This window comes from Pantoea sp. USMM079 (assembly GCF_037153115.1).
Classification (GTDB): domain Bacteria; phylum Pseudomonadota; class Gammaproteobacteria; order Enterobacterales; family Enterobacteriaceae; genus Pantoea; species Pantoea communis.
Genome location: NZ_JBBCKX010000038.1, coordinates 1 through 22,817, shown reverse-complemented (window position 1 = coordinate 22,817; position 22,817 = coordinate 1). Strand labels below are relative to the sequence as shown.

Annotated in this window: 18 protein-coding genes; 11 read left to right on the top strand and 7 right to left on the bottom strand. The window is 57.4% G+C overall.

Going from position 1 to position 22,817, the window contains the following annotated elements:
• Positions 1–766 precede the first annotated feature (766 nt).
• Both WFP70_RS25785 and speB read right to left on the bottom strand, forming a co-directional pair.
• A complete protein-coding gene (locus WFP70_RS25785) occupies positions 767–1,852 on the bottom strand; it encodes an iron-containing alcohol dehydrogenase family protein (protein WP_337024833.1) in 1,086 nt (361 codons plus the stop codon).
• Positions 1,849–2,808, bottom strand: a complete 960-nt coding sequence (speB, locus tag WFP70_RS25780) for an agmatinase (protein ID WP_160869851.1) — start codon at positions 2,806–2,808, stop codon at positions 1,849–1,851. Before speB ends, WFP70_RS25785 begins: the two co-directional genes overlap by 4 nt.
• Before the next feature lie 124 nt (positions 2,809–2,932).
• Between speB and WFP70_RS25775 the strand changes: the two genes are divergently transcribed.
• The 3 genes from WFP70_RS25775 to ybiB all read left to right on the top strand — a co-directional run bounded on the left by WFP70_RS25775 (position 2,933) and on the right by ybiB (position 7,102).
• Positions 2,933–3,829, top strand: a complete 897-nt coding sequence (locus WFP70_RS25775; protein ID WP_337024831.1) for a LysR family transcriptional regulator — start codon at positions 2,933–2,935, stop codon at positions 3,827–3,829.
• A 54-nt stretch (positions 3,830–3,883) separates the two neighbouring features.
• Positions 3,884–6,061, top strand: a complete 2,178-nt coding sequence (dinG, locus tag WFP70_RS25770) for an ATP-dependent DNA helicase DinG (protein WP_337024830.1) — start codon at positions 3,884–3,886, stop codon at positions 6,059–6,061.
• Positions 6,062–6,133: 72 nt separating this feature from the next.
• Entirely contained in the window at positions 6,134–7,102 is a 969-nt protein-coding gene (gene ybiB / locus WFP70_RS25765; RefSeq protein ID WP_337024829.1) for a DNA-binding protein YbiB, read from the top strand.
• A gap of 369 nt (positions 7,103–7,471) precedes the next feature.
• On the opposite strand, the gene WFP70_RS25760 is transcribed toward ybiB, so the two are convergent.
• From WFP70_RS25760 to hutH, 3 genes are all read right to left on the bottom strand, one after another.
• Positions 7,472–8,629: a M20 aminoacylase family protein gene (locus tag WFP70_RS25760; RefSeq protein ID WP_097117303.1), complete on the bottom strand. Its 1,158-nt coding sequence runs from the start codon at positions 8,627–8,629 to the stop codon at positions 7,472–7,474.
• Positions 8,630–8,943: 314 nt separating this feature from the next.
• Positions 8,944–10,629, bottom strand: coding sequence for a urocanate hydratase (hutU, locus tag WFP70_RS25755; RefSeq protein WP_337024828.1), 1,686 nt, complete (start codon positions 10,627–10,629; stop codon positions 8,944–8,946).
• Between the two features lie 10 nt (positions 10,630–10,639).
• On the bottom strand, positions 10,640–12,193 hold the full coding sequence (gene hutH / locus WFP70_RS25750; protein WP_337024827.1) for a histidine ammonia-lyase: 1,554 nt from the start codon (positions 12,191–12,193) through the stop codon (positions 10,640–10,642).
• Positions 12,194–12,512: 319 nt separating this feature from the next.
• Between hutH and hutC the strand changes: the two genes are divergently transcribed.
• On the top strand, positions 12,513–13,268 hold the full coding sequence (hutC, locus tag WFP70_RS25745) for a histidine utilization repressor (RefSeq protein ID WP_337024826.1): 756 nt from the start codon (positions 12,513–12,515) through the stop codon (positions 13,266–13,268).
• Here hutC and WFP70_RS25740 read toward each other — a convergent pair.
• Both WFP70_RS25740 and WFP70_RS25735 read right to left on the bottom strand, forming a co-directional pair.
• Positions 13,252–13,791: a HutD/Ves family protein gene (locus WFP70_RS25740; RefSeq protein ID WP_337024825.1), complete on the bottom strand. Its 540-nt coding sequence runs from the start codon at positions 13,789–13,791 to the stop codon at positions 13,252–13,254. The genes hutC and WFP70_RS25740 overlap by 17 nt on opposite strands.
• Positions 13,788–15,143, bottom strand: coding sequence for a formimidoylglutamate deiminase (locus WFP70_RS25735; RefSeq protein ID WP_337024824.1), 1,356 nt, complete (start codon positions 15,141–15,143; stop codon positions 13,788–13,790). Before WFP70_RS25735 ends, WFP70_RS25740 begins: the two co-directional genes overlap by 4 nt.
• Positions 15,144–15,228: 85 nt before the next feature.
• On the opposite strand from WFP70_RS25735, the gene hutI reads away from it, so the two are divergent.
• The 7 genes from hutI (at position 15,229) to WFP70_RS25700 (ending at position 22,272) form a co-directional block, all read left to right on the top strand.
• Positions 15,229–16,446 (top strand): imidazolonepropionase, encoded by a 1,218-nt coding sequence (gene hutI / locus WFP70_RS25730; RefSeq protein ID WP_034820932.1) that lies wholly within the window; start codon positions 15,229–15,231, stop codon positions 16,444–16,446.
• Entirely contained in the window at positions 16,443–17,234 is a 792-nt protein-coding gene (gene hutG / locus WFP70_RS25725; RefSeq protein WP_337024823.1) for an N-formylglutamate deformylase, read from the top strand. The genes hutI and hutG overlap by 4 nt, the downstream gene beginning before the upstream one ends.
• A 431-nt stretch (positions 17,235–17,665) precedes the next feature.
• Positions 17,666–18,517: a transporter substrate-binding domain-containing protein gene (locus tag WFP70_RS25720; protein WP_058962211.1), complete on the top strand. Its 852-nt coding sequence runs from the start codon at positions 17,666–17,668 to the stop codon at positions 18,515–18,517.
• Positions 18,518–18,529: 12 nt separating this feature from the next.
• Positions 18,530–19,249 (top strand): ABC transporter permease, encoded by a 720-nt coding sequence (locus WFP70_RS25715; RefSeq protein ID WP_034820926.1) that lies wholly within the window; start codon positions 18,530–18,532, stop codon positions 19,247–19,249.
• Between the two features lie 11 nt (positions 19,250–19,260).
• Positions 19,261–19,989 carry an ABC transporter permease gene (locus tag WFP70_RS25710; protein ID WP_034820924.1) on the top strand — a complete coding sequence of 243 codons (729 nt, stop codon included), beginning with the start codon at positions 19,261–19,263 and terminating at the stop codon, positions 19,987–19,989.
• Between the two features lies 1 nt (position 19,990).
• Positions 19,991–20,791: an ABC transporter ATP-binding protein gene (locus WFP70_RS25705; protein WP_034820922.1), complete on the top strand. Its 801-nt coding sequence runs from the start codon at positions 19,991–19,993 to the stop codon at positions 20,789–20,791.
• Positions 20,788–22,272, top strand: a complete 1,485-nt coding sequence (locus WFP70_RS25700; RefSeq protein WP_337024822.1) for an HAL/PAL/TAL family ammonia-lyase — start codon at positions 20,788–20,790, stop codon at positions 22,270–22,272. Before WFP70_RS25705 ends, WFP70_RS25700 begins: the two co-directional genes overlap by 4 nt.
• Positions 22,273–22,817: the final 545 nt, after the last annotated feature.

Below are 22,817 nucleotides of genomic sequence, written 5' to 3'. Positions count from 1 at the left end.
GTGCATATCTGCTTCGGTGTGCTGATGAAACAGCAGAGATATGACGAGAATTACGCAGTAGCGGCTTGACGTGCAAGACGGTAGCTGCGGGCTATCCTGGCAGACTCACTCTGCTCGGCGCTGTGGATTGCCTGCGCCAAAGCGCCCCCAGCCTGCTCATTAACCATCGTGCTTGCTGTTAAATGCAGCCTGGTTTTAGTCCATAGCGGGCATGTTGATCCAGATCTTCCAGACTGCTGCTGAAGTGCGTGCTGGTGAAAAGGGCAGACTGTTTTCGATGATAGCGCCTGAGGTGATCCAGATATCCCAGCTAACTGATTAGCTGAAGTGCCTCCTGTTGAAAAGGGCACATTGCGTAAGGCCGCAGCACCGCTGATGCTTCTATAGTGGGGCAGGAAATCCACACAGGGATGACGCAAATTTTACAGTCTGCTGAGGAGCTGAAGTGAATGCTGTTGGAAGGGGCACAATATTTGAGGCCGTAGCACCTCTGCTGCTGCAAGGGCTATCCGCAGCGCTGAGGCTTTTACGTTGGGCCAGGAGATCCACGCAGGGATGCGTGGATCAGTTCGGGGCCGACCAGGGATGGTCGATCCCCGAACGTTCCGTCGGCACGACGTGTAAGCCGAGGGCACCGCGTCAGCGGCGCGAGGACTGCCCGGCAGCAGCAGAGGTGCTACGGCCCGCACTCAGCACAGGACTCACCCCCCGAACTAAACACACCTGCACTATACGTTCTCACCCCGTACTAGCACTGACCCCAGATTTAAACCCGATCAGCCAACCCTTCAATCCGCTGCATCGCCGCCAGCAGGCGGGCTTCGGTCACTTCGACCGACATATTCTCCATATCCGGTGCATGCACGGATTCACGCACAATCATCGCCAGCTCGGCATCATCCAACTCGGCAATCTCACGCAGCGTCAATGGCACACCGCAATCGCGCGCCAGACGCATCTCATCCAGCACCTCTTCATCGCTGCGATCTTCCAGCGCCAGCAGGCACAAGTTGCCAAAGCCAACCAGCAGGCCATGACCAAACTCACGTGTCTTATCGCAGAAGGTAAAACCTTCATAAATCGCATGTGAAGCCGCTGCGTGGGCGCCGTTGCTCATCAGCGAGGTCAATCCGGCCCAGGTAAAGATCGCATCCAGCACCTGGTCCAATGAGGCGCTGCTTTCGCCGCGCAACACCGCCGCATAGGCCGCCGGGCCGTGTTCCGCGATCACGTCATAGCAAATCTGGCTATGTGCCAGCGATGACAATGCATTGCCTTCGCGCGCCGGATGGCGGACGCTCACCGCGCGGAACTCATACCATTTCGCCAAGGTATCGCCCAGACCAGCAGCCAGCCAGCGAGCAGGGGCTTTAGCCAGCAACTCACTGTCGATGATCACTGCCGCCGGTGCCTGTGGCAGCGGGAAAATATCGAAGAAATTGCCGTTATCGTCGTAGCGAATGGTCAATGGTGTCACTGCCGAACAGGTGGCGGCAATGGTCGGGATGGTGATAAACGGCAAGCCCAACTGCGCTCCCACGGCTTTTACGGTATCCAGCGATTTACCGCCGCCGACACCGATAATCACGTCAGCTTGCAGTTCGGTAGCGATCGCCGCCAGACGGTTAATCTGATTGATTGAAGTCTCACCACCAAACCACTCCTGCGCCAGCAGCGTCACGTTGGCTGCCAGCAGTTGAGCGCGCACCTGCGCCTCCACTGACTGCAGTGCCTGGTGGCCGCCGATCAGCAGGGCGCGTTTGCCCAGCCCCGCACAAATCTCGCCCAGTTGATTGATCACACCCGCACCGCGCAACACGCGCGCCGGAAACACCAAATTCTGTTGTGTCATGCTTTCTTCTCTGTGTAACGGACGCCGGGCAATACGCACAGCATCTCATAAAGGATATTGGCTGCAAGCTGGGAGGTCATGCCGCTGATATCGTACGGCGGTGACACCTCGACCAGATCGCCACCGACCAGATTGAGTCCGCGACAGCCGCGCACAATCTCCAGTCCCTGCATCGAGGTCAGGCCGCCGACTTCTGGCGTGCCGGTGCCGGGTGCCCAGGCGGGATCAAAACTGTCGATGTCATAGCTGAGATATACCGGGCCGTCTCCGATGCGCGCTCGCACTTCAGCCATCAGCGGTGTCATGGAGCGATACCAGCACTGTTCGGCAGGCACCAGATGGAAGCCCTGATCGACACCCCACTGAAAATCATCGGCGGCGTAGCCTTGAGCGCGCTGACCAATTTGCACCACGCGCTGGCAGTCGAGCAGGCCTTCTTCTACCGCACGGCGGAATGTGGTGCCGTGGGCGATCTTTTCGCCGAACATCTCATCGTTGGTATCGGTGTGCGCGTCAATGTGGATCAGGCCCATCGGCCCGTGCTTCTTCGCCAGCGCGCGCAAAATAGGCAGCGTCAGCGTGTGATCGCCGCCGAGGGTTAAGGGGATAATCGGCCAATTATTAAGCTCGGTATAATAGTTTTCGATGATGTCGACCGACTTCAGCAGACTGTAGGTATTGATGGGCACATCGCCGAGATCGCCGACGCGCAACGAATCAAAAGGGGCCGCGCCGGTCGCCATGTTGTACGGGCGAATCATTACCGAATCGGCGCGAATGGCACGTGGACCGTAGCGCGTGCCGCTGCGCTGCGACGTACCGATATCCAGTGGAATGCCAACGAAAGCGACATCAAGATCGGCAGGGGATTCGGCAGCGGGCAAACGCATCATGGTGCCACGGCCAGCGAAACGGGGCATCTCGTTGCCACCCTGCGGCTGAGGAAAATCGGTCATCACGAACTCCTTCGGCTAAGTGAGTCTTATCATGGCCTGAGGGAGGCGCGGGAAAAATCCTTGACAGCAAATAATCACTTCATAGATTGGTTAACTTTAGTCAGCAATCACTGAAGGAAATGCGGTGCAAACACTACCCAATCTCAAACTGCTGCAGGTGTTTGCCAGCGTGGTGGAAAATCAGGGCTATTCGCGTGCACAGCAGGCGCTCAACATGACCACGCCCGCCATCAGCGCCTATATGAGCGAGCTGGAAACGCAACTGGGTTTTATCTTGTGCCAGCGAGGACGTGGCGGCTTTACCCTCACCAGCAAAGGCGAGCAGTTTCATCGCTACAGCCAGGAAATGCTGGCCACGCTGGCGGGGTGGCAGGAGCAGGTCGAGACGCTGAAAAGCGCACAGGGTGGGACTTTTTCATTGGGCGTGGTGGATGCTACTGTTACCGACAGTACGCTGGATCTGCCGGCGGCGATTGCCCGCTTTAACCAGCGTTTTCCTGCGGTTTTTTTCAATCTCAGCGTGCGCGATCCCAATGAGTTACAGCAGCAGTTACTGGAAGACCGCCTTGATCTGGCAATCGGGCACTTTCCACTGCGTGCCAGCAATCTGGTCACCATTCCGCTTTATGAGGAGCAACACTGGTTGTATTGCAGTCCGCACCATCCACTGGCGCAGGGCGATCCGGATGTGCGCACCGTGCAGCAAACCGGCATGGTGACGCGGCGTTACTGGAATCAGCAGGAGTTAAACAAGCGCGGCTTCCGCCAGACTAACGCCTCAGTGGAGAGTATAGAGGCGCAGTTGACGCTGATTCTCTCCGGGAGATATATCGGCTATTTGCCGGAGCATTACGCACAAAGCGGGGAACAGCAGGGCACGTTGTGCCGCTTGTTGCCACAGCATTTTCACTTCCGCGCACCGTTTTCGTTTGCCTTCCGCCGTGGACGCGCGCGCGAAACGCTGATCCGCGCGATGCGTGAAATTCTGAATCCAGCGCGAAAAAATAGCAGTGAAAGCTGACGCTGCGCCGATACTGTGTAAAAATACAGGCCAATTCAGCAAACAGTAATCAACATGGCCCTGACAGCAGCGATAAAAAGCCAGATTGCGCAATGGTATAAGGCGCTGCAGCAGCAGGTTCCTGACTTTATCCCCCGTGCGCCACAGCGTCAGATGATCGCTGAAGTGGCGAAAAGCCTGGCCGGTGATGAAGGCCGCCATCTGGCGATTGAGGCCCCCACCGGCGTGGGCAAAACCTTGTCTTATTTGATCCCCGGCATCGCGGTAAGCCGCGCCGAGGAGAAACGGTTAGTGATCAGCACCGCCAACGTCGCGCTGCAGGATCAAATCTTCAGCAAAGACCTGCCGCTGCTGAAAAAAATCATCCCCGATCTCACCTTCACTGCCGCATTCGGCCGTGGCCGCTATGTCTGTCCGCGCAATCTCGCGGCACTGGCTGCGACGGAAGATCAGCAAGGCGATTTGCTGCTGTATCTCGATGAAGAAGCGGTAACCGGGTCGAAAGAAGAGCAGAAGTTCTGTGCCAAACTGGAAAAGCAACTCAGCAGCTACAAATGGGACGGCCTGCGCGATCACTCCGATGTCTCAATTGATGACAGCCTGTGGCAGCGCCTTTCCACCGATAAAGCCAACTGCCTGGGGCATCACTGTCGCTGGTATCGTGAATGCCCGTTCTTTGTTGCACGTCGTGAAATAGAACAGGCGGATGTGGTGGTGGCGAACCATGCGCTGGTGATGGCGGCGATGGAGAATGAATCCGTCTTACCGCCTGCCAAACACCTGATGCTGGTGCTGGACGAAGGCCATCATCTGCCAGAAGTGGCGCGTGACGCGCTGGAGATGAGTGCGGAAATCACTCCCGGCTGGAGCAGCTTGCAGCTCGATCTGTTTGTGCGGCTGGTGGAAACCATCTTGGCACAGTTCCGCCCGAAATCGCCGCCACCGCTGACCAACCCTGAGCGGTTAAAAGGCCATTGCGATGAGATGCGTGAACTGCTGCAAATCCTGTGCGACGCGCTGAATCCGTTATTACCCGCGCACAATCAGCCGGGTGAGTTCCGTTTTGTGCTGGGTGAGTTGCCGGAAGAGCTGATGACGATGTGCGCACGGTTATTCAAACTGAGCGATGCATTGCGCGGGTTGAGCGAGGGTTTACTCAATGAGTTGGGTGAGCAAACCGGCAAAGCCGACATCATGCGTCTGCATCGGGCAATCATCCAGCTTAACCGCCAGTTTGGTTGGTTCGAATCGATCAGCAAACTGTGGCGACTGGCGGCCATGGAGAAAGCCTCTAATGCGCCGGTATCGAAATGGATTACCCGTGAAATTCGGGACGGCCAGGCGCATCTGCTATTCCACTGCGCCGGGATTCGCGTCAGCGATCAGCTGGAGAAACTGCTGTGGCGCAAGATTCCGCATGTGGTGGTGACCTCGGCGACCTTGCGTTCACTGAACAGCTTCAATCGGCTGCAAGAGATGTCAGGGCTAAACGAGAAAGCGGGCGATCGCTTTGTGGCGCTGGATTCGCCATTTAATCATGTCGATCAGGGCAAGCTGGTGATCCCGCAAATGCGCTATGAACCGCTGATGGCTAATGAAGCGGAGCACATTGCCGAGATGGCAGGCTTCTTCCTGCAGCAAATGACGGAAGAGAAGCATAAAGGCGTGCTGGTGCTGTTTGCCAGCGGACGTGCAATGCAGCAGTTTGTCAGCCATGTCAGCACATTACGTTTATCAATGCTGGTACAGGGCGATCAGCCTCGTTCGCGTTTAGTGGAGTTGCATCGCCAGCGAATCGAAGCGGGGCAAACCAGTATTCTGGTTGGGCTGCAGTCTTTTGCTGAAGGTCTGGATTTAAAGGGCGATCTGCTGACGCAGGTGCACATCCATAAAATCGCTTTTCCCCCGGTAGACAGTCCGGTAATTTTGACCGAAGGGGAGTGGTTGAAGAGCCTGAAACGCTACCCGTTCGAAGTGCAGAGTCTACCGAGCGCTTCGTTTACGTTGATTCAGCAGGTCGGCCGTCTGATTCGTAGCCATCACTGCTTCGGGGAGATCGTGATATACGATCGGCGACTGCTTAATAAAGCTTATGGCAGTCGGCTGCTGGCCGCCTTACCGGTGTTTCCGATTGAGCAACCGATGGTGCCCGAAGCCAGCATCAAACCAGCGGTCAAAGCAGTGGTTAAAGCCCCAGTAAAATCAGCGAAGCGTAAAAGTAAGAAATCTTAGGTGTGCCCAGGCGCACCTCAATGACCTTTTGGCAGCCGGATATCGGCGCGCCCTGGAAGCGGGAATGCCCTGATGGAACTGAATAAAATAATCAAAGAGATTGGGCGCGGTAAGAACCACGCGCGCGATATCGATTTCGACACCGCCGTTGCGCTGTACAGCGCGATGCTGGCGGATGAAGTACCCGAACTGGAACTTGGTGGTGTGCTGATCGCCCTGCGTATCAAGGGCGAAGGCGAAGAGGAGATGCGCGGTTTTTACCACGCCATGCAGCAGCAAATGATGCAGTTGCAGCCGCCCGCCAATCGCCCGATGCCAATTGTGATCCCCAGCTACAACGGCGCACGTCGTCAGGGCAATCTCACGCCGCTGTTAGCTTTACTATTAAGCAAACTCGGGTTTCCGGTGTTGCTGCACGGTGTGAGTGACGATCCAACCCGCATCACCACCGAAGCGGTACTGGCAGCGCTGGATATTGCGCCGGCCACCACGGCGCAGCAGGCACAAGCGAAACTGGAGAGCGGTGAGCTGGCGTTTATCACCATCGATCACCTGTGTGCACCGATGGCAAAACAGCTGTCGCTGCGCTGGCGTATGGGCGTGCGTAACAGCGCACATACGCTGGCGAAGCTGGCGACGCCGTTTGCCGAACGCGCCGCGTTGCGTCTGGCGAGTGTTTCCCATCCGGAATATGTGCCGCGCGTCGGCAAGTTCTTCCAGGATATTGATGCACCCGCCATCCTGCTGAATGGCACCGAAGGTGAAGTGTATGCCAACCCACAACGCTGTCCGGCGATTAACTACATTGGCGGTGCGGGCGCAGAGGCGGAAGTGTGGGTTGAGCGCCAGCCAGAAATCAGCGTGGAACTGCCAGAAAGTAAAAATGCGCAAGACACTGCAGACTGGATCAAACAGGTGCTGGCCGGCGAACGTGCCGTGCCGCAGGCGCTGCGTTTACAGCTGGCGTGCTGCTTAGTGGCCACCGGAGAGTCAGCGACGCTGGATGAGGCGGAAACGCGATTGCAGCAAGCTGGGATCTGACGGGTAAATCAATACCCGCAGCCTTGGGTTGCGGGTCAAACGCACAGTCGAGAGAGGATATAAAATCAATCGTGCAATCGTGCAATCGTGCAATCGTGCAATCGTGCAATCGTGCAATCGTGCAATCGTGCAATCGTGCAATCGTGCAATCGTGCAATCGTGCAATCGTGCAATCGTGCATCGAGGGGTTTTGCGGGGTGGATGCATAGCGGGCAGGTAACCGATTCCCTTCAGCTTGAGTCGCGCCGTCGAATCTATTACTGCCTGATACAATGCCGCTTGAGATTGCTGGTTTTAGAAATCCGCCAGTCAGGCTTTAACCAACATGCCACCTCGATTGATATTCCTGGGTTCCGCGAATCCTGCCAGTCAGGCTTTGACCAGCACGTTCTCCACCAGTTGCTGCCAGAAGCGGATACCAATCGGTATCAGATCATCATTGAAATCATAATGCGCGTTGTGCAATGGGGCGGAGGGGGATGCGCCATCGGCACCGAGCCAGAAGTAAGCACCCGGGCAAGATTCCAGCATACAGGCGAAATCTTCCGAGGCCATGGAAGGATTCACCTGCCAGTGCACCTGCGATTCACCTAACACGCGCTGGGCAACCTCGCGCACCTGTTCCGCTGGACCGGCATGGTTGGCGGTGACGGGATAACCCGGATACCAGTGAATCTCGCCGCTGACGCCAAACGGGCGCGGCAGGGTAGTGACAAAATCTTCAATCAGACTGCGCACGCGGTCACGTACGTCAGTCTGCAAACATCGCACCGTACCACGCAGCACAATCTGCTCGGGAATCACATTGATCGCCTCACCACCGTGGATCTGCGTCACGCTCACCACCGCTGACGCCAGCGGTGACAAACGGCGTGACGGAATGGTTTGCAGCGCCATGATCAGCTCTGCTGCCACCACCATCGGGTCGGCACCGCTCTCCGGCATCGCCGCATGACAGCTTTTGCCGTTGAGGGTGATTTCAAAGGAATCGAGCGAGGCCATCATCGCACCTGGATTCACCGCCAGCGAACCCACCGGCAAACCTGGCCAGTTGTGCATGGCGTACACCGCATCCATTGGGAAACGGGTAAACAAACCTTCTTCCACCATTTTCCGCGCACCGCCAAGATTCTCTTCCGCGGGCTGAAACAGGAAGTGCACCGTGCCTTTGAAGTTGCGCGTCGCGGCCAGTTGGCAGGCCGCCGCGAGCAGAATGGCCGTGTGTCCGTCGTGACCGCAGGCGTGCATCACGCCTGAGCGGGTAGATTTCCACTCCGGCGCGCCTTTTTCGGTAATCGGCAATGCATCCATATCGGCGCGTAAACCAATCACCGGGCCTGGGCCGTTTTCCAGTGTGCCAATCACGCCAGTGCCTGCCAGGCTACGGAACACCTGTAACCCTGCTTCAGCGAGCACATTCGCAACCAGTTCACTGGTTTGTTGCTCCTGGTAACCGAGTTCAGGATGTTGGTGTAACTGACGACGCCAGTTCAGGGCGTTTTCCAGCAGGACGGCAGGCAGGCTCATAAAGTAAGGCTCTCCATCAGCAGCAGTTACTGCGATTTCTCTGACACGTAACGTGATGTCTCCACTGTAGTGGTAAGCGCAGGGCGGCGTCTATCGTGGAAAGGAATAATTTGGCTATAGGGTATAGCGGAATGGAATATACCCGGCAGCATGCAGCATGCAGCATGCAGCATGCAGCATGTTGCATTTAAGGATTTAAGGATTTAAGGATTTAAGGATTTGAGGGTTGCGGGTTGAGAGTAGAGAGTAACGAGGAAATTTGGCGGCTGAACTAAGGTCGCCCGGTTAAGGGCGACTTCAGTTATCACGACAAATTACTTCTGCATCGGCAGGTTCAAGCCATGTTCTTTCGCGCAGCTCTGCGCCAGTTCATAGCCTGCATCCGCGTGACGCATCACGCCGGTTGCCGGGTCATTCCACAGCACACGGCCAAGGCGCGCGTCGGCTTCGGCAGTGCCGTCGCAGACAATCACCACGCCGGAGTGCTGCGAGAAGCCCATGCCAACGCCGCCGCCGTGATGCAGGCTAACCCAGGTCGCGCCGCCTGCGGTGTTCAGCAGGGCATTCAGCAGCGGCCAGTCGGAGACGGCATCCGAACCGTCTTTCATCGCTTCAGTTTCACGGTTTGGTGAGGCGACGGAACCACAGTCGAGATGATCGCGGCCGATGACGATAGGCGCTTTCAGTTCACCGTTGCGCACCATTTCGTTGAATGCCAGTGCGGCTTTATGGCGCTCGCCCAGTCCCAGCCAGCAGATGCGCGCTGGCAGTCCCTGGAAGGCAATTCGTTCCTGCGCCATGTCGAGCCAGCGGTGCAGGTTCTTGTGCTCCGGGAACAGCTCCTTCAGCTTGGCATCGGTTTTGTAGATATCCTCTGGGTCGCCTGACAGCGCCACCCAGCGGAACGGACCTTTTCCTTCGCAGAACAGCGGGCGAATATAGGCGGGTACGAAGCCAGGGAAATCAAAGGCGTTTTTCACGCCTTCATCCAACGCTACCTGACGGATGTTGTTACCGTAATCCACGGTCGGCACGCCCATATGATGGAAGTCGAGCATGGCCTGTACATGCACCGCCATTGATGCGCGAGCGGCTTTTTCAACCGCTTTAGGATTGCTGAAGCGCTCGGCCTGCCAGCGATCCAGATCCCAACCCACTGGCAGATAGCCATTGATTGGATCGTGTGCAGAAGTCTGATCGGTGACGATATCCGGCTTCATGCCGCCCGCTTTGGCGCGTTTCACCAGCTCCGGCACGATTTCCGCGGCGTTGCCCAGCAGGCCAACGGAAATTGCCTGCTTCGCTTTGGTAGCTTTCTCAATCAGATCCAGCGCTTCGTCTAAGGTATAAGCTTTATGGTCAACGTAACGGGTGCGCAGACGGAAATCGATGCGGGATTCCTGGCATTCAATCGCCAGCACGCTGGCACCGGCCAGTACGCCCGCCAGCGGTTGTGCGCCGCCCATGCCGCCCAGGCCTGCTGTCAGGATCCAGCGACCGCTCAGATCGCTGTCATAATGCTGGCGACCGGCTTCGGCGAAGGTCTCAAAGGTGCCCTGCACGATGCCCTGTGCACCGATGTAGATCCAGGAACCGGCGGTCATCTGGCCGTACATCATCAGGCCGGCTTTATCCAGCTCGTGGAAATGATCCCAGTTAGCCCAGTGTGGCACCAGGTTAGAGTTAGCCAGCAGCACGCGAGGTGCATCGGCATGAGTACGGAACACGCCCACTGGTTTACCCGACTGGATCAGCAGGGTTTCTTCAGGCTGCAACGCACGCAGTGAACGCAGAATCTGCTCAAAGCACTCCCAGTTACGCGCGGCTTTACCGATACCGCCGTATACCACCAGATCTTCCGGGCGCTCGGCCACATCAGGATCGAGGTTGTTCTGGATCATGCGGTAAGCCGCTTCAATCAACCAGTTCGCACAATGCAGTTCGTTACCGCGCGGCGCACGGATTTCACGGGCAACAGCCTGAGATAAAGTTTCGCTCATCATCAATTCCTTAAAGGGAAGGTGAACGCTGGCTTGGCAGCAGCGCAGTCAAAGATTCAGGCCAGGCGTGACTGCTGGCCCACAGACGCATGGATTCGATATCCGGCGCCATTAAACGGTCTTGATCAAGGAAGGCAACGTTCTCGCGGATGCGACTCATCTCTTGTTCCAGCGCAGTCGAGCTTTGCAGTGGACGATGGAAGTCGATGCCTTGCGCCGCAGCCATGGCTTCAATGCCGACCACGGCAGCGGTGTTAAAGCACATATCACCGAGGCGACGCGCGGCGTAGGTGGCCATCGACACGTGATCTTCCTGGTTCGCAGAGGTCGGCAGGCTATCCACGCTACCCGGATGCGCCAGCGATTTGTTTTCAGAAGCCAGTGCGGCAGCGGTGACCTGAGCAATCATAAAGCCAGAGTTCACTCCACCATCGCGCACCAGGAATGGCGGCAGGCCTGAGAGACCGGTATCCAGCAACAGGGCCATACGGCGCTCGGAAATCGCGCCAATTTCGGCAATCGCCAATGCGATGATATCGGCGGCAAACGCCACAGGTTCGGCGTGGAAGTTACCGCCCGAAATCACATCACCGCTTTCACTGAACACCAGCGGATTATCAGAGGCCGCGTTGGCTTCGATTTGCAATACACGCGACGCATGGCTGAGGTTGTCTAAACACGCGCCCATCACCTGCGGAACGCAGCGAATCGAGTAGGGATCCTGCACGCGACCACAATTGGTATGTGAGCTGAGGATTTCACTGCCTTCCAGTAAGGATGAAACGGCAGCGGCCACCGCGATTTGTCCGTGCTGACCACGCGCCTGATGAATTCGTGCATCGAAAGGTTTTACCGAGCCTTTGATCGCTTCGAGTGACAGTGCACCCGCCATCAACCCTGCGGCGAACAGGTTTTCGGCTTCAAACAGTCCGCGCAGTGCCAGCGCGTTAGAGACCTGGGTGCCATTCAGCAGTGCCAGGCCCTCCTTCGGTCCCAGCACAATCGGCTGCAGGCCGACGCGTGCCAGCCCTTCGGTGGCAGGAATCAGTTCTCCGTCAACGCGTACCTGGCCTTCGCCCAGCAACATCAGTGACAGATGGGCCAGCGGGGCTAAATCGCCGGATGCGCCAACCGAACCTTTTTCCGGGATGCACGGCATCACACCGGCATTAAACAGCGCCAGCAGCGCTTCGATTAACTGGATACGTACGCCGGAGTGACCGCGTGCCAGGCTGATAATTTTCGTGGCGACCACTAAGCGCGTGATGTTATCTGGCAGTAAGTTGCCCAAACCCACGCTGTGCGACAGCACCAGATTGCGCTGCAACTCTGCCAGACGCTCAGCAGGAATCTGTGTCTGGGCCAGTTTGCCGAAGCCGGTATTGATGCCGTACACCACTTTGCCTGATGCCACGATGGCATCGACGGTTTCATTCGCGCGATCGATGGCCGCACGAGCGTCATCCGCTAACGTGAGCGTCACCTTGCTTTGATAAATCGCCCGCAAGGTCGCGAGGTCCACTTCACCGGGAACGAGGCGAATTTCCTGAACCGAACCTGACATAGTCTACTCCTGTCTATACAAGTGATCGGGTGCTACCTGCAAGCCCTGGGTTTGCGATGTGGCTTGGGGTAGCACCATTGAATGAGCTGAGTGAAGCATAAGTGTCTAATCTTGTCTATACAAGTAGCAAGGGCTGTGCCAGATTGATTGGATTCTGTGAAATGCGCCGCAATGCGGGATGTGTCATCCAGCCGCAGCCGCATTGCACCGAAACAGGGAGAACGCTGCACTGTTAACGGGCTGTCTGCACAATTGGATGTATATACATTTACGTGCTGAGACAGTAAACTTTGGGCATTATTCGGAAAAGGAACAGGATATGGCGGAGCAAACGGCAATAGCGCAGCTGGCCGCAGCGATGGGCGATGAGCCAGCACCGATTTATCAGCGCGTGAAACAGGCGATCGTCAGCCAGATCCGTGAAGGTCACTGGAAAGCGAATCAACGCGTACCTTCCGAAAGTGAACTGGTTAACGAACTGGGCGTGAGCCGCATGACCATTAACCGCGCGCTACGTGAACTCACCAGCGAAGGTTTTTTGGTACGCATGCAAGGCGTCGGCACCTTTGTCGCGGAGATGAAGGGTTACACCGCGATGCTGGAAGTGCATAACATCGCCGATGAAATTGCCCAGCGTGGTCATCGCCATAGCTGCAAAATTTTGTCGATTGGGCAGATGAAGGCCGATCCAGAGCAGGCGGCTGTGCTCGGCTTGTCCACCGGACTGACGCTGTATCATTCGTTGATTGTGCATTACGAAAACGATATGCCGGTGCAACTGGAAGATCGTCTGGTCAACCCGCTGGTGGCGCCGGATTACCTCAGTCAGGATTATCATCAACTGACGCCCTACACCTATTTGATGCGCGTGGCGCCGTTGACCGCCGGTGAGCATATTGTGGAAGCGGTCCTGCCCGATTTGCGCCAGCGTAAACATCTGGCGCTGGATGAGCACGAACCTTGCTTGTTAATCCGTCGTCAGACCTGGAGCGACAACAAGATTGTGACTTATGCGCGCCTGCTCTATCCAGGCTCGCGCTATAAGTTACTCGGTCGTTTCAGAGGACACGGCTAAGCGCCACAAACAGCAGGCTGGCATCCGAGGTTCGCGGTGCCAGCTGCGTCTCTTCATCCAGCCAGCACATTCCCTGATTAACCGTGACGCGTTTGCCGTCCGCACTCTGCCATTCGCCGGATAATACCCACGCGACACCGTGTTGGCTGGTAGCGGCGTGTTGCACAACCTCCACCTGTGCCTGCCAACTGTCGCGGCGCGTCATGATATTGAAATCCTGACAGCTGCCGTTAATCTGGGCGTCGATCGACCATTCGCCAGGAAACGCCCACGGCTGATGCGGCAACAACGCGTGCTCGACGTTCTCGCTCCGCAGCACCACGCTATCGCCATTCAGCAGCGTGATTACACGATCGATACCGGGGAACGGCGAGAAAGGTCCGTCAGCATCGATGGTGGCAATACTGGCGCGCCAGCCAAACTCTGCCTCACCGGGCGGAAAGCTGACGATTTCACGCGTTTCGCCGCCGCCGTTGCGCCAGCGGCTCACGGGCAGCTGGCTGTAGTCGAAATACGTTCTCATTGCAGTGCACTCATGGCCTGGGCGAAGCGCGCGGCTGCGGCTTCTTCAGCGGGATGATGGCCCTCGCTGATGACCTGATTACCGGCGACAAACACATCGCGGATCTGGCTTTGCGTGCCACCAAACAACCAGCGATTGAGTAAGGAAGCGGAACTCACGCTGCTCAGGAAGGCATCGTTTTCCAGCACCAGCCAGTCGGCGCGTTTACCCACCGCCAGTTCACCGGTGTTAATCGCGCATGCCTGTGCCCCGCCTTGTGCCGCCTGCTGCCACAGCAGATCGCCCACAGAAGGCTGATGGGGCAGGGTGATACGATTGCGACGGCGATCGCGCAGGCGCTGACCGTACTCCAGCCAGCGCAGCTCTTCCTGCGCGCTGAGCGATACATGGCTGTCCGAGCCAATGCCCCAGCGTCCACCCTGGGCAATGTATTCCACCGCCGGGAAGATGCCGTCGCCAAGATTGGCTTCGGTGGTCGGACAGAGTCCGGCAATCGCACCGCTGGCCGCCATGCGTTGGATTTCGCTGTCGTCCAGATGGGTGGCATGAATCAGGCACCAGCGCTGATCTACCTCGAAGCGATTGTAGAGCCAGTCCACCGGACGTTCACCGCTCCACGCCAGACTGTCATTCACCTCTTTTTCCTGCTCCGCCACATGAATATGCACCGGCACATCAGCAGCGCTGGCGGCCAGCACTTCACGCATCTGGGTTTCATTCACCGCGCGCAGCGAGTGGAAACAGATGCCATGATTAAGCAGCGGTTTATTGGCGCTCCATTGCGCTGCGCGTTGCTGTTGTTGCAGATAAGCATCGGTCTGCTGGATGAAACGGCGCTGGCCATCGCTGGCGGGTTGCGATCCAAATCCGCTGAAGCTGTAAAGCACCGGCAGCAATGTCTGACCGATCCCGGCCGTCTCGGCGGCGGCAATCAGGTTGAGCAGCATCGCGTCATCGGCATAGGGTTTGCCCTGCGCATCGTGATGCAAGTAGTGGAATTCCGCCACCTGGCTATAGCCGCCTTTCAGCATATCGATGTAGAGATGGGTGGCGATATCGCCGACCTGCTCAGGCGACAGGCGCTGCACCATGCGGTACATCAGATCGCGCCAGGTCCAGAAGCTATCCTGCGGATCGCCCGCCACTTCAGCCAGCCCGGCCATGGCGCGCTGGAAGGCGTGCGAATGCAGGTTAGCGATAGCAGGGATCACCGGGCCAGCAAGGCGAGTGGCGCTGCCTGGCGTGCTGTCAGGGGTAAATTCAGCAATCTGTCCGGATGCGTCAGTGGTAATCAATACGTCTTCATGCCAGCCGTCGGCCAGCAGCGCGCGTGGGGCAAAAAAAACGGCCATGGTTGATCCTTTAGGGCGGAAAGTTGTATATACATATACATACTTTGAGACGCACTGTAAATCGTCAGACGTGAAGGGGAGTGGGATGGCAGAAGCGAAGCAGATCGACAGCCTGTGGCTGGGGGCCGATATCGTCACCATGCGAGACGGACACTATAACCTGATTGCCGACGGCGCACTGGCGGTGGATAACGGCGAGCTGATTTGGGTAGGACCGCGTAGTGAACTGCCGGATTTTGCCCCGCGTACGCAGCAGCAATTTGACGGTGGCATCATCACGCCAGGTTTAGTCGATTGCCATACGCATCTGGTGTTTGGCGGCGATCGCAGCCAGGAGTTCGAACAGCGTCTGAACGGCGTCAGCTATGCCGAGATCGCGGCGCAGGGCGGCGGTATTCTCTCCACGGTGCGTGCTACGCGCGCGGCATCACAGCAGGAGTTGGTGGCAAGCGCGCGCTGGCGTCTGGATCGATTGCTGGCAGAAGGCGTCACTACAGTGGAGATTAAATCGGGTTATGGCCTCGATGAAACCAGCGAGCTGACCATGCTGCGCGCCATCCGCGAATTGGCGGAAACGGTGCCCGCCGATGTGCTCTCCACCTGCCTTGCCGCGCACGGCTTCCCGCCCGAGTTTAAAGAAAACCCACAGGGCTGGATCGATATCATCTGCAATCGCCTGTTACCACAGGTGAAGGCGGAAGGGCTGGCGGATGCCGTCGATGCCTTCTGCGAACATCTGGCCTTTTCCCCTGAGCAGGTTAGCGCGGTGTTTGATCAAGCCAAAGCGCTGGGGATGCCGGTTAAACTGCACGCTGAGCAGTTGTCCGCGCTCGGCGGCGCCACGCTGGCGGCTGAATACGGCGCCTTGTCAGCCGATCATCTTGAATACGCCACCGAAGCCGATGCGCAAGCGATGGCGCAACACGGCACCGTTGCGGTGTTGCTGCCGGGCGCGTTCTATCTGCTGCGCGAGACCCAACGCCCACCAGTGGATCTGTTCCGCAAACACGGCGTGCCAATGGCGCTGGCCAGCGATGCCAATCCCGGTACTTCCCCGGCGCTGTCGCTGCGTCTGATGCTCAATATGGGCTGCACGCTATTTGGCATGACCCCGGAAGAAGCGCTGGCGGGTGTGACCCTGTGGGGGGCGAAAGCGCTGGGATTACAGCATTCGCACGGTTCGCTGGAGGTCGGGAAGGTAGCGAACTTTGTACACTGGCCGCTGGCACGTCCGGCAGAACTGGTTTACTGGTTGGGCGGCGAGTTGCCGTGCCAGGTTATTTATCGTGGAGAAGCGCAATGACACCTTTTCATTTCACCGCCGGTAAGCTGCCGCTGCTGGTCAGCATCCCACATGCGGGCACCCAGTTAACGCCTGAAGTGGATGCAGGATTAAGCGACGCGGCACGCGGTTTGCCGGATACCGACTGGCACATTCCGCTGCTGTACGATTTTGTGCGCGATTTAGGGGCCAGCGTGCTGGTTGGCCACTACTCACGTTTTGTCATCGACCTGAATCGTCCGCCGGATAACCAGCCGCTGTACACCACCGCCACCACCGGCCTCTATCCTGAGACGCTGTTTGACGGCACGCCGACCTTCGCCGAGGGGAAAACCCCCAGCGCCGCCGCGCGTCAGGGTTATCTCGATAATATCTGGCAGCCGTATCACCAGCAGATCCAGCAAGAGCTGGCGCGATTGAAAGCTGAACACGGTTATGCACTGCTGTTTGACGCCCACTCCATTGCTTCGGTGATTCCGCGCTTGTTTGATGGTCAGTTGCCGGATATCAACATTGGCACTAACAGTGGTGAGAGTTGCTCGACAGCGGTGATCGAAGCGATTAAAGAGGTTTGTGCCGCGCAAAGCGATTACAGCTGGGTGGTTAACGGCCGTTTCAAAGGCGGCTATATCACGCGTGCCTACGGTCAGCCGCAGCAGGGCGTAGAGGCCGTGCAGCTCGAACTGGCGCAGCTGAATTACATGGATGAAACCCCGCCGTTTGCCTGGCAGCAGGATCGCGCCGCGCAGCTGCAGAAAGTGTTGAAACCGATGATGCAGGCATTTTTACAGGCCGGAAAGCCGCGTTAATCGCCTGAGTCGTATGGGAAGACGTCGTGCTTGCCAGGGCTCATTTGCATCAGACTGCCACCTTCAAAAGTGGCAGTTTTTTATGGGTGTTGAAGTGCAAACTCATGCCACGCGCCATCCCCATCTCGCTTCCATCTTAAACCCTGGCATCCCCATAACAGTGCAATCGCGCCCCAAAAATGTGCACTCCTACGTCCACACCGGGACCATTCCCTGATTCCACCGCCTCTGCCGATTTGGCACACCGCTTGCTAGGTTGTATGTACAAGTAAAGACCACGTGGTAATTATCACTTTTTATTCTGGCTGGCTCACAAAAAGCTCATGCCGACAATGATCTGCCGCAAGCTAACTTGTATATACATGAAATGTCATCTGCGCTGTATCAGCTAACAGAGACAGCCAATTCGATTAATGACCAGGAGAAGCCGCATGACGCACCGTGCCCCGATTCGCCGTTTTTGCCTCACGACCCTGTTTGCCAGCCTGATGATCAGCGGTGTTGCTGTTCAGGCCAAAGAGTGGAAATCGATCACCATCGCTACCGAAGGCAGCTATGAACCCTGGAACCTGACGCTGCCGGGCGGCAAGTTAGGCGGCTTTGAACCTGAACTGATGGAAGACCTGTGTAAGCGCATGGGCATCCAGTGCAAGCTGGTGGTGCAAAACTGGGACGGCATGATCGCCGGACTGAATGCTGGCAAATATGATGTGATCATGGATGCCATCGTCATCACGCCGGACCGCAAAAAAGTGGTCAATTTCACCGTGCCTTACGCGTCGACTCCCGCCACCTTTATCACCACCAAAGATAGCCCGCTGATGCCAGCCGATCACAACATCATCAAGCTGCATGACGATGAGAAAGAGATCAACACCGCGATTGCGCCACTGAAAGCGGCGTTAAAAGGCAAAACCATTGGTATCGCGTCCGGCACGGTTTACACGCCCTTTATTGATAAGTACTTCAAAGATGTCGCCGACGTGCGCGAATACACTTCCTCAGCAGATGCGATTCTCGATCTTCAGGCGGGGCGTATTGATGCGGTATTCGACGATGTGACCTTTGCGCAATCGATGCTGGCGCGCAAAGAGAACAGCAACCTGACCTTCAGTGGCCCGCAGTTGGGTGGCCCGATTTGGGGTGAGGGCGAGGCGATGGGCGTGCGCATGGCTGACAACGATCTGAAAGCCAAACTCGACGAGGCCATTAAAGGCGCACTGGCCGATGGCACCGTGAAAAAGCTGAGTGAGAAGTGGTTTAAAACTGACGTAACCCCGTAAGTGAGGTGAAAGATGATGAGCCTGCTGAGTTTTGGTGCTGATGGCTGGGGCCGCCTGATTTTGGGGGCTGCCTTCACCACGCTGCTGCTGTCGCTGGCGGCGTTGATGATTGGCGCGGTGGTCGGTTCCGGTGTGGCGGCAGCGAAACTGTCGCCGCAGCGCTGGGTTCGCTGGTTGGGTGAAGCCTATTCCACGGTGTTTCGCGGCATCCCGGAACTGCTGGTGATCTACCTGTTCTATTTTGGCGGATCGGGCCTGATTACCCTGGTGGGACAGATGTTTGGCGCGGATGGTTTTATCGAAGCGCCGCCGTTCCTGATTGGTGCACTGGCTATCGGGCTCATCTCTGGATCCTATCAAGGTGAGGTGTATCGTGCGGCGCGTCTGGCGCTGGCCAAAGGTGAAGTGGAAGCGGCAGTCGCGATCGGCATGCCGCGCTGGCGTATTGCCCAGCGCATTTTGCTGCCGCAGATTGTGCGCTATGCGCTGCCAGGCATGTCAAATGTCTGGCAGATGAGCCTGAAAGATTCGGCGCTGGTGTCGGTGACCGGCATCGTCGAGCTGATGCGTGCCAGCCAGGTGGCGGCGGGATCCACGCGCGATTACTTCACTTTCTATCTGATTGGCGGTGGCTGCTATCTGGTGCTGACGCTGCTGTCTAATCATGCGTTCCGCCGGGCAGAGTCTCGCCTTGGACGCGCGTGGCAAAGTCGCACTGCGGCACAGCATTAAGGAGCAGCAGTATGATTGACTTCGCCTTTCTGACCGATACCTTTCTCAAGCTGAGCGCCGCGCTGCCGGTGACGCTCGGCCTGTTTATCAGTGCCTTTCTCTGCGGTGGCATTCTCGCTATCGGCATTCTGTCACTGCGCATGAGCCGCTGGCGGGTGCTGAGCGGCTTTGCGCGCGGCTACATTCTGGTGTTTCGCGGCTCACCGCTGCTGATCCAGCTGTTCCTGATCTATTACGGATTGGGGCAGTTTGGCGTGATCCGCCATAGTTTTGTCTGGCCGTTCCTGCGCGAGCCCTTTACCTGCGCCGTGCTGGCGCTGTCGCTGTGTACGGCGGCTTATACCGCTGAAATCCTGCGCGGTGCCTTGCTGGCGGTGCCGCCGGGGCAAGTCGAAGCCGGGTTGGCCTGCGGCATGTCGCGCTGGCTGCTGCTGCGTCGCATCATCGCGCCCATTATGCTGCGTTATGCATTGCCCGCGTATTCCACCGAAGCGATCCTGCTGGTGAAGTCCACGGCGCTGGCCAGTCTGGTCACCGTGTGGGATGTCACTGGTGTGGCGCAGCAGATCATTCAGCGTACCTATCGCACCATGGAAGTGTTTATCTGCGCCGCCGCCATTTATCTGATCCTCAACTTTATTATCGTCCAGCTTTACGCGTTGTTAGAACGCCGTTTAACCCCGGTGCATCGCGTTGAAAAAAAGCCGTTACCCGCCGTTAAACCGCTTGCCGGAGAGTGATATGCAATCCACATCCCCCGTAACCTTAAGCGCCACCGATATCCATAAATCCTTTGGCGCAATGGAAGTACTGAAAGGCATTTCGCTGCAGGCGCATCAAGGCGATGTCATCTCAATTCTCGGCGCCAGCGGCTCGGGTAAAAGTACCTTATTGCGCTGTATCAACCTGCTGGAAACGCCGGATGCTGGCGTGGTGAGCGTCGGTGGTGAAACCATTGAGATGAAGCGCCATGCGCGTGGTCATCAGCTGGCGGCCAATCCCAAACAGATTGAGCGCCTGCGTTCGCGTCTGGGCATGGTGTTCCAGAGTTTTAACCTGTGGTCGCATATGACGGTGCTGCAAAACGTGATTGAAGGGCCGCACTATGTTCTGAAGCGCGATAAGAAAAGCTGCATTGCCCAGGCGGAGCAGTTGCTGGATCGCGTTGGCCTGTTGAATCGCAAAGATTTTTATCCGGCACAGCTTTCCGGCGGCCAGCAGCAGCGTGTGGCGATTGCCCGCGCGCTGGCGATGGACCCGGAAGTGATGCTGTTTGATGAGCCAACCTCAGCACTTGATCCCGAGCTGGTGGGCGAAGTATTGAAAGTGATGCGCAGCCTGGCGGAAGAGGGGCGCACCATGTTGGTGGTGACGCACGAAATGGGCTTTGCGCGTAACGTTTCCAACCGGGTGGTGTTTATGCATCAGGGGACCATTGATTGTCAGGGGACGCCGGAAGAGATGTTTGGCGCACAAGGCTCGCAGCGCTTTAAGCAGTTTATCTCCAGCCATCAGAGCCATCACACGGAGCAACCAGCATGACATTAGTGTGGGGCGATGAAACACTTTCCTGGCAGGATGTTGTGCAGGTGGCACGGCACAATGCCGAACTGACGTTAAGCGCCAGCGCCTGGCAGCGTATTGCTCAGGGGCGTGAGATCGTCGAGCAGATTGTGGCCAGCGGGCATATCGCTTATGGCATCAATACCGGGCTGGGGGCGCTGTGCAATATCACTTTGCCGGAAGAGCAGCTCAGCCAGTTGTCACGTAATACGCTATTGAGTCACGCTTGTGGCGTGGGCCCATTATTGGCGCGTGAACAGGTGCGTGCCATTCTGTGTGCGGCGATTGCGAACTATAGCCATGGCAAATCGGGCGTCTCCGTGGCACTGGTGCAGCATTTGCTGGCGCTGCTGAATCATCAGATTACGCCGCAGGTGCCGTCGCAAGGTTCAGTGGGCTATCTCAGCCATATGGCGCATATCGGACTCGCGCTGATTGGCGTGGGCGATGTTGAGTATCAGCAACAGATCGTGTCTGCAGAGCAAGCGCTGGCGCAGGCTGGATTAACGCCTTATCGACCTGGCGCGAAAGAGGGCTTGAGCCTGGTGAACGGCACGCCGTGCATGACCGGATTGTCGTGTCTGGCGCTGGATGATGCGATGCGCTTGCTGGATTGGGCCGACGTGACTGGCGCAATGAGCTTTGAGGCGCTGCGCGGGCAGTTAGTGGCGTTTGATGCCGAAGTGATTGCGCTGAAAGCCAGTCCTGGCATGCAAGTGAGTGGCCTGCGTTTGCGTCAGTTGCTGAGCGACAGCCCGCTGCTGGCTAAAAGCGTGGGTGTGCGCACCCAGGATGCACTGAGTTTGCGTTCGATGCCACAGGTACACGGTGCCAGCCGCGATCAGTTTGATCACGCGGCGCGACAGGTGAATACCGAGTTGAATGCCTGTACCGATAATCCGTTGATACTCGGCACCGTGGATAACTGGCGTGTGGTGTCGCAGGCCAATCCGCACGGTGAATCGGTGGCGATGGCGGCTGATGTGTTGGCCATTGCCATGGCGGAGGTTGGCAGCATTGCCGAGCGACGTCTGGATCGTTTAGTGAATCCACTGGTCAGCGGTTTACCGGCGTTCCTGGTGGCGCAGCCGGGCGTGAATTCCGGCATGATGATTGCGCAGTACGTGGCGGCGTCGTTGTGTGCGGAAAACCGTCAGCTGGCGCAACCGGCGGTGCTGGATAATTACGTGACCTCGGGTTTGCAGGAGGATCATCTTAGCTTGGGTACGGGAGCTGCGTTGAAACTGCTGAAGCTGGTGGGGAATGTGTGGCAGATTCTGGCGATTGAGTATTTGCTGGCGGCGCAGGCGCTGGATTTCCATGGCGAGGCGGAGTTGGCGGAAGGCACAAAACAGGCGTTGCGCCGTTTGCGGGCGGTGGTGGCGAACTGGCAGGAAGATCGCTGGCTGGCACCGGAAATTGCCCGGGCGGTTGAGGTGATGAAGAACGGTATTTGCTGAGTGTTCATAAGTGATGCCGAACTGCTTAACTGCTTAACTGATTAACTGCTGAATGCGTGTGGGTGCGGGCCGTAGCACCTCTGCTGCTGCCGGGCAGTCCTCGCGCCGCTGGCGCGGTGCCCTCGGCTTACACGTCGTGCCGACGGAACGTTCGGGGATCGACCATCCCTGGTCGGCCCCGAACTGATCCACGCATCCCTGCGTGGATCTCCTGGCCCAACGTAAAAGCCTCAGCGCTGCGGATAGCCCTTGCAGCATCAGAGGTGCTACGGCCTCAAATATTGTGCCCCTTTCAACAGCATTCACTTGAGCTCATCAGCAGATTGTAAAATTTGGGTCATCCCTGCGTGGATCTCCTGGCCCAACGTAAAAGCCTCAGCGCTGCGGATAGCCCTTGCAGCATCAGAGGTGCTACGGCCTCAAATATTGTGCCGCTTTCAACAGCATTCACTTGAGCTCATCAGCAGATTGTAAAATTTGGGTCATCCCTGCGTGGATCTCCTGGCCCAACGTAAAAGCCTCAGCGCTGCGGATAGCCCTTGCAG

What these genes read in the sequence shown, in the direction of transcription:
- WFP70_RS25785 (WP_337024833.1), bottom strand. Translation starts at nt 1,852, where the DNA reads ATGACACAACAGAATTTGGTGTTTCCGGCGCGCGTGTTGCGCGGTGCG.
- speB (WP_160869851.1), bottom strand. Translation starts at nt 2,808, where the DNA reads ATGACCGATTTTCCTCAGCCGCAGGGTGGCAACGAGATGCCCCGTTTC.
- dinG (WP_337024830.1), top strand. Translation starts at nt 3,884, where the DNA reads ATGGCCCTGACAGCAGCGATAAAAAGCCAGATTGCGCAATGGTATAAG.
- ybiB (WP_337024829.1), top strand. Translation starts at nt 6,134, where the DNA reads ATGGAACTGAATAAAATAATCAAAGAGATTGGGCGCGGTAAGAACCAC.
- WFP70_RS25760 (WP_097117303.1), bottom strand. Translation starts at nt 8,629, where the DNA reads ATGAGCCTGCCTGCCGTCCTGCTGGAAAACGCCCTGAACTGGCGTCGT.
- hutU (WP_337024828.1), bottom strand. Translation starts at nt 10,629, where the DNA reads ATGAGCGAAACTTTATCTCAGGCTGTTGCCCGTGAAATCCGTGCGCCG.
- hutH (WP_337024827.1), bottom strand. Translation starts at nt 12,193, where the DNA reads ATGTCAGGTTCGGTTCAGGAAATTCGCCTCGTTCCCGGTGAAGTGGAC.
- hutC (WP_337024826.1), top strand. Translation starts at nt 12,513, where the DNA reads ATGGCGGAGCAAACGGCAATAGCGCAGCTGGCCGCAGCGATGGGCGAT.
- WFP70_RS25740 (WP_337024825.1), bottom strand. Translation starts at nt 13,791, where the DNA reads ATGAGAACGTATTTCGACTACAGCCAGCTGCCCGTGAGCCGCTGGCGC.
- WFP70_RS25735 (WP_337024824.1), bottom strand. Translation starts at nt 15,143, where the DNA reads ATGGCCGTTTTTTTTGCCCCACGCGCGCTGCTGGCCGACGGCTGGCAT.
- hutI (WP_034820932.1), top strand. Translation starts at nt 15,229, where the DNA reads ATGGCAGAAGCGAAGCAGATCGACAGCCTGTGGCTGGGGGCCGATATC.
- hutG (WP_337024823.1), top strand. Translation starts at nt 16,443, where the DNA reads ATGACACCTTTTCATTTCACCGCCGGTAAGCTGCCGCTGCTGGTCAGC.
- WFP70_RS25720 (WP_058962211.1), top strand. Translation starts at nt 17,666, where the DNA reads ATGACGCACCGTGCCCCGATTCGCCGTTTTTGCCTCACGACCCTGTTT.
- WFP70_RS25715 (WP_034820926.1), top strand. Translation starts at nt 18,530, where the DNA reads ATGATGAGCCTGCTGAGTTTTGGTGCTGATGGCTGGGGCCGCCTGATT.
- WFP70_RS25710 (WP_034820924.1), top strand. Translation starts at nt 19,261, where the DNA reads ATGATTGACTTCGCCTTTCTGACCGATACCTTTCTCAAGCTGAGCGCC.
- WFP70_RS25705 (WP_034820922.1), top strand. Translation starts at nt 19,991, where the DNA reads ATGCAATCCACATCCCCCGTAACCTTAAGCGCCACCGATATCCATAAA.
- WFP70_RS25700 (WP_337024822.1), top strand. Translation starts at nt 20,788, where the DNA reads ATGACATTAGTGTGGGGCGATGAAACACTTTCCTGGCAGGATGTTGTG.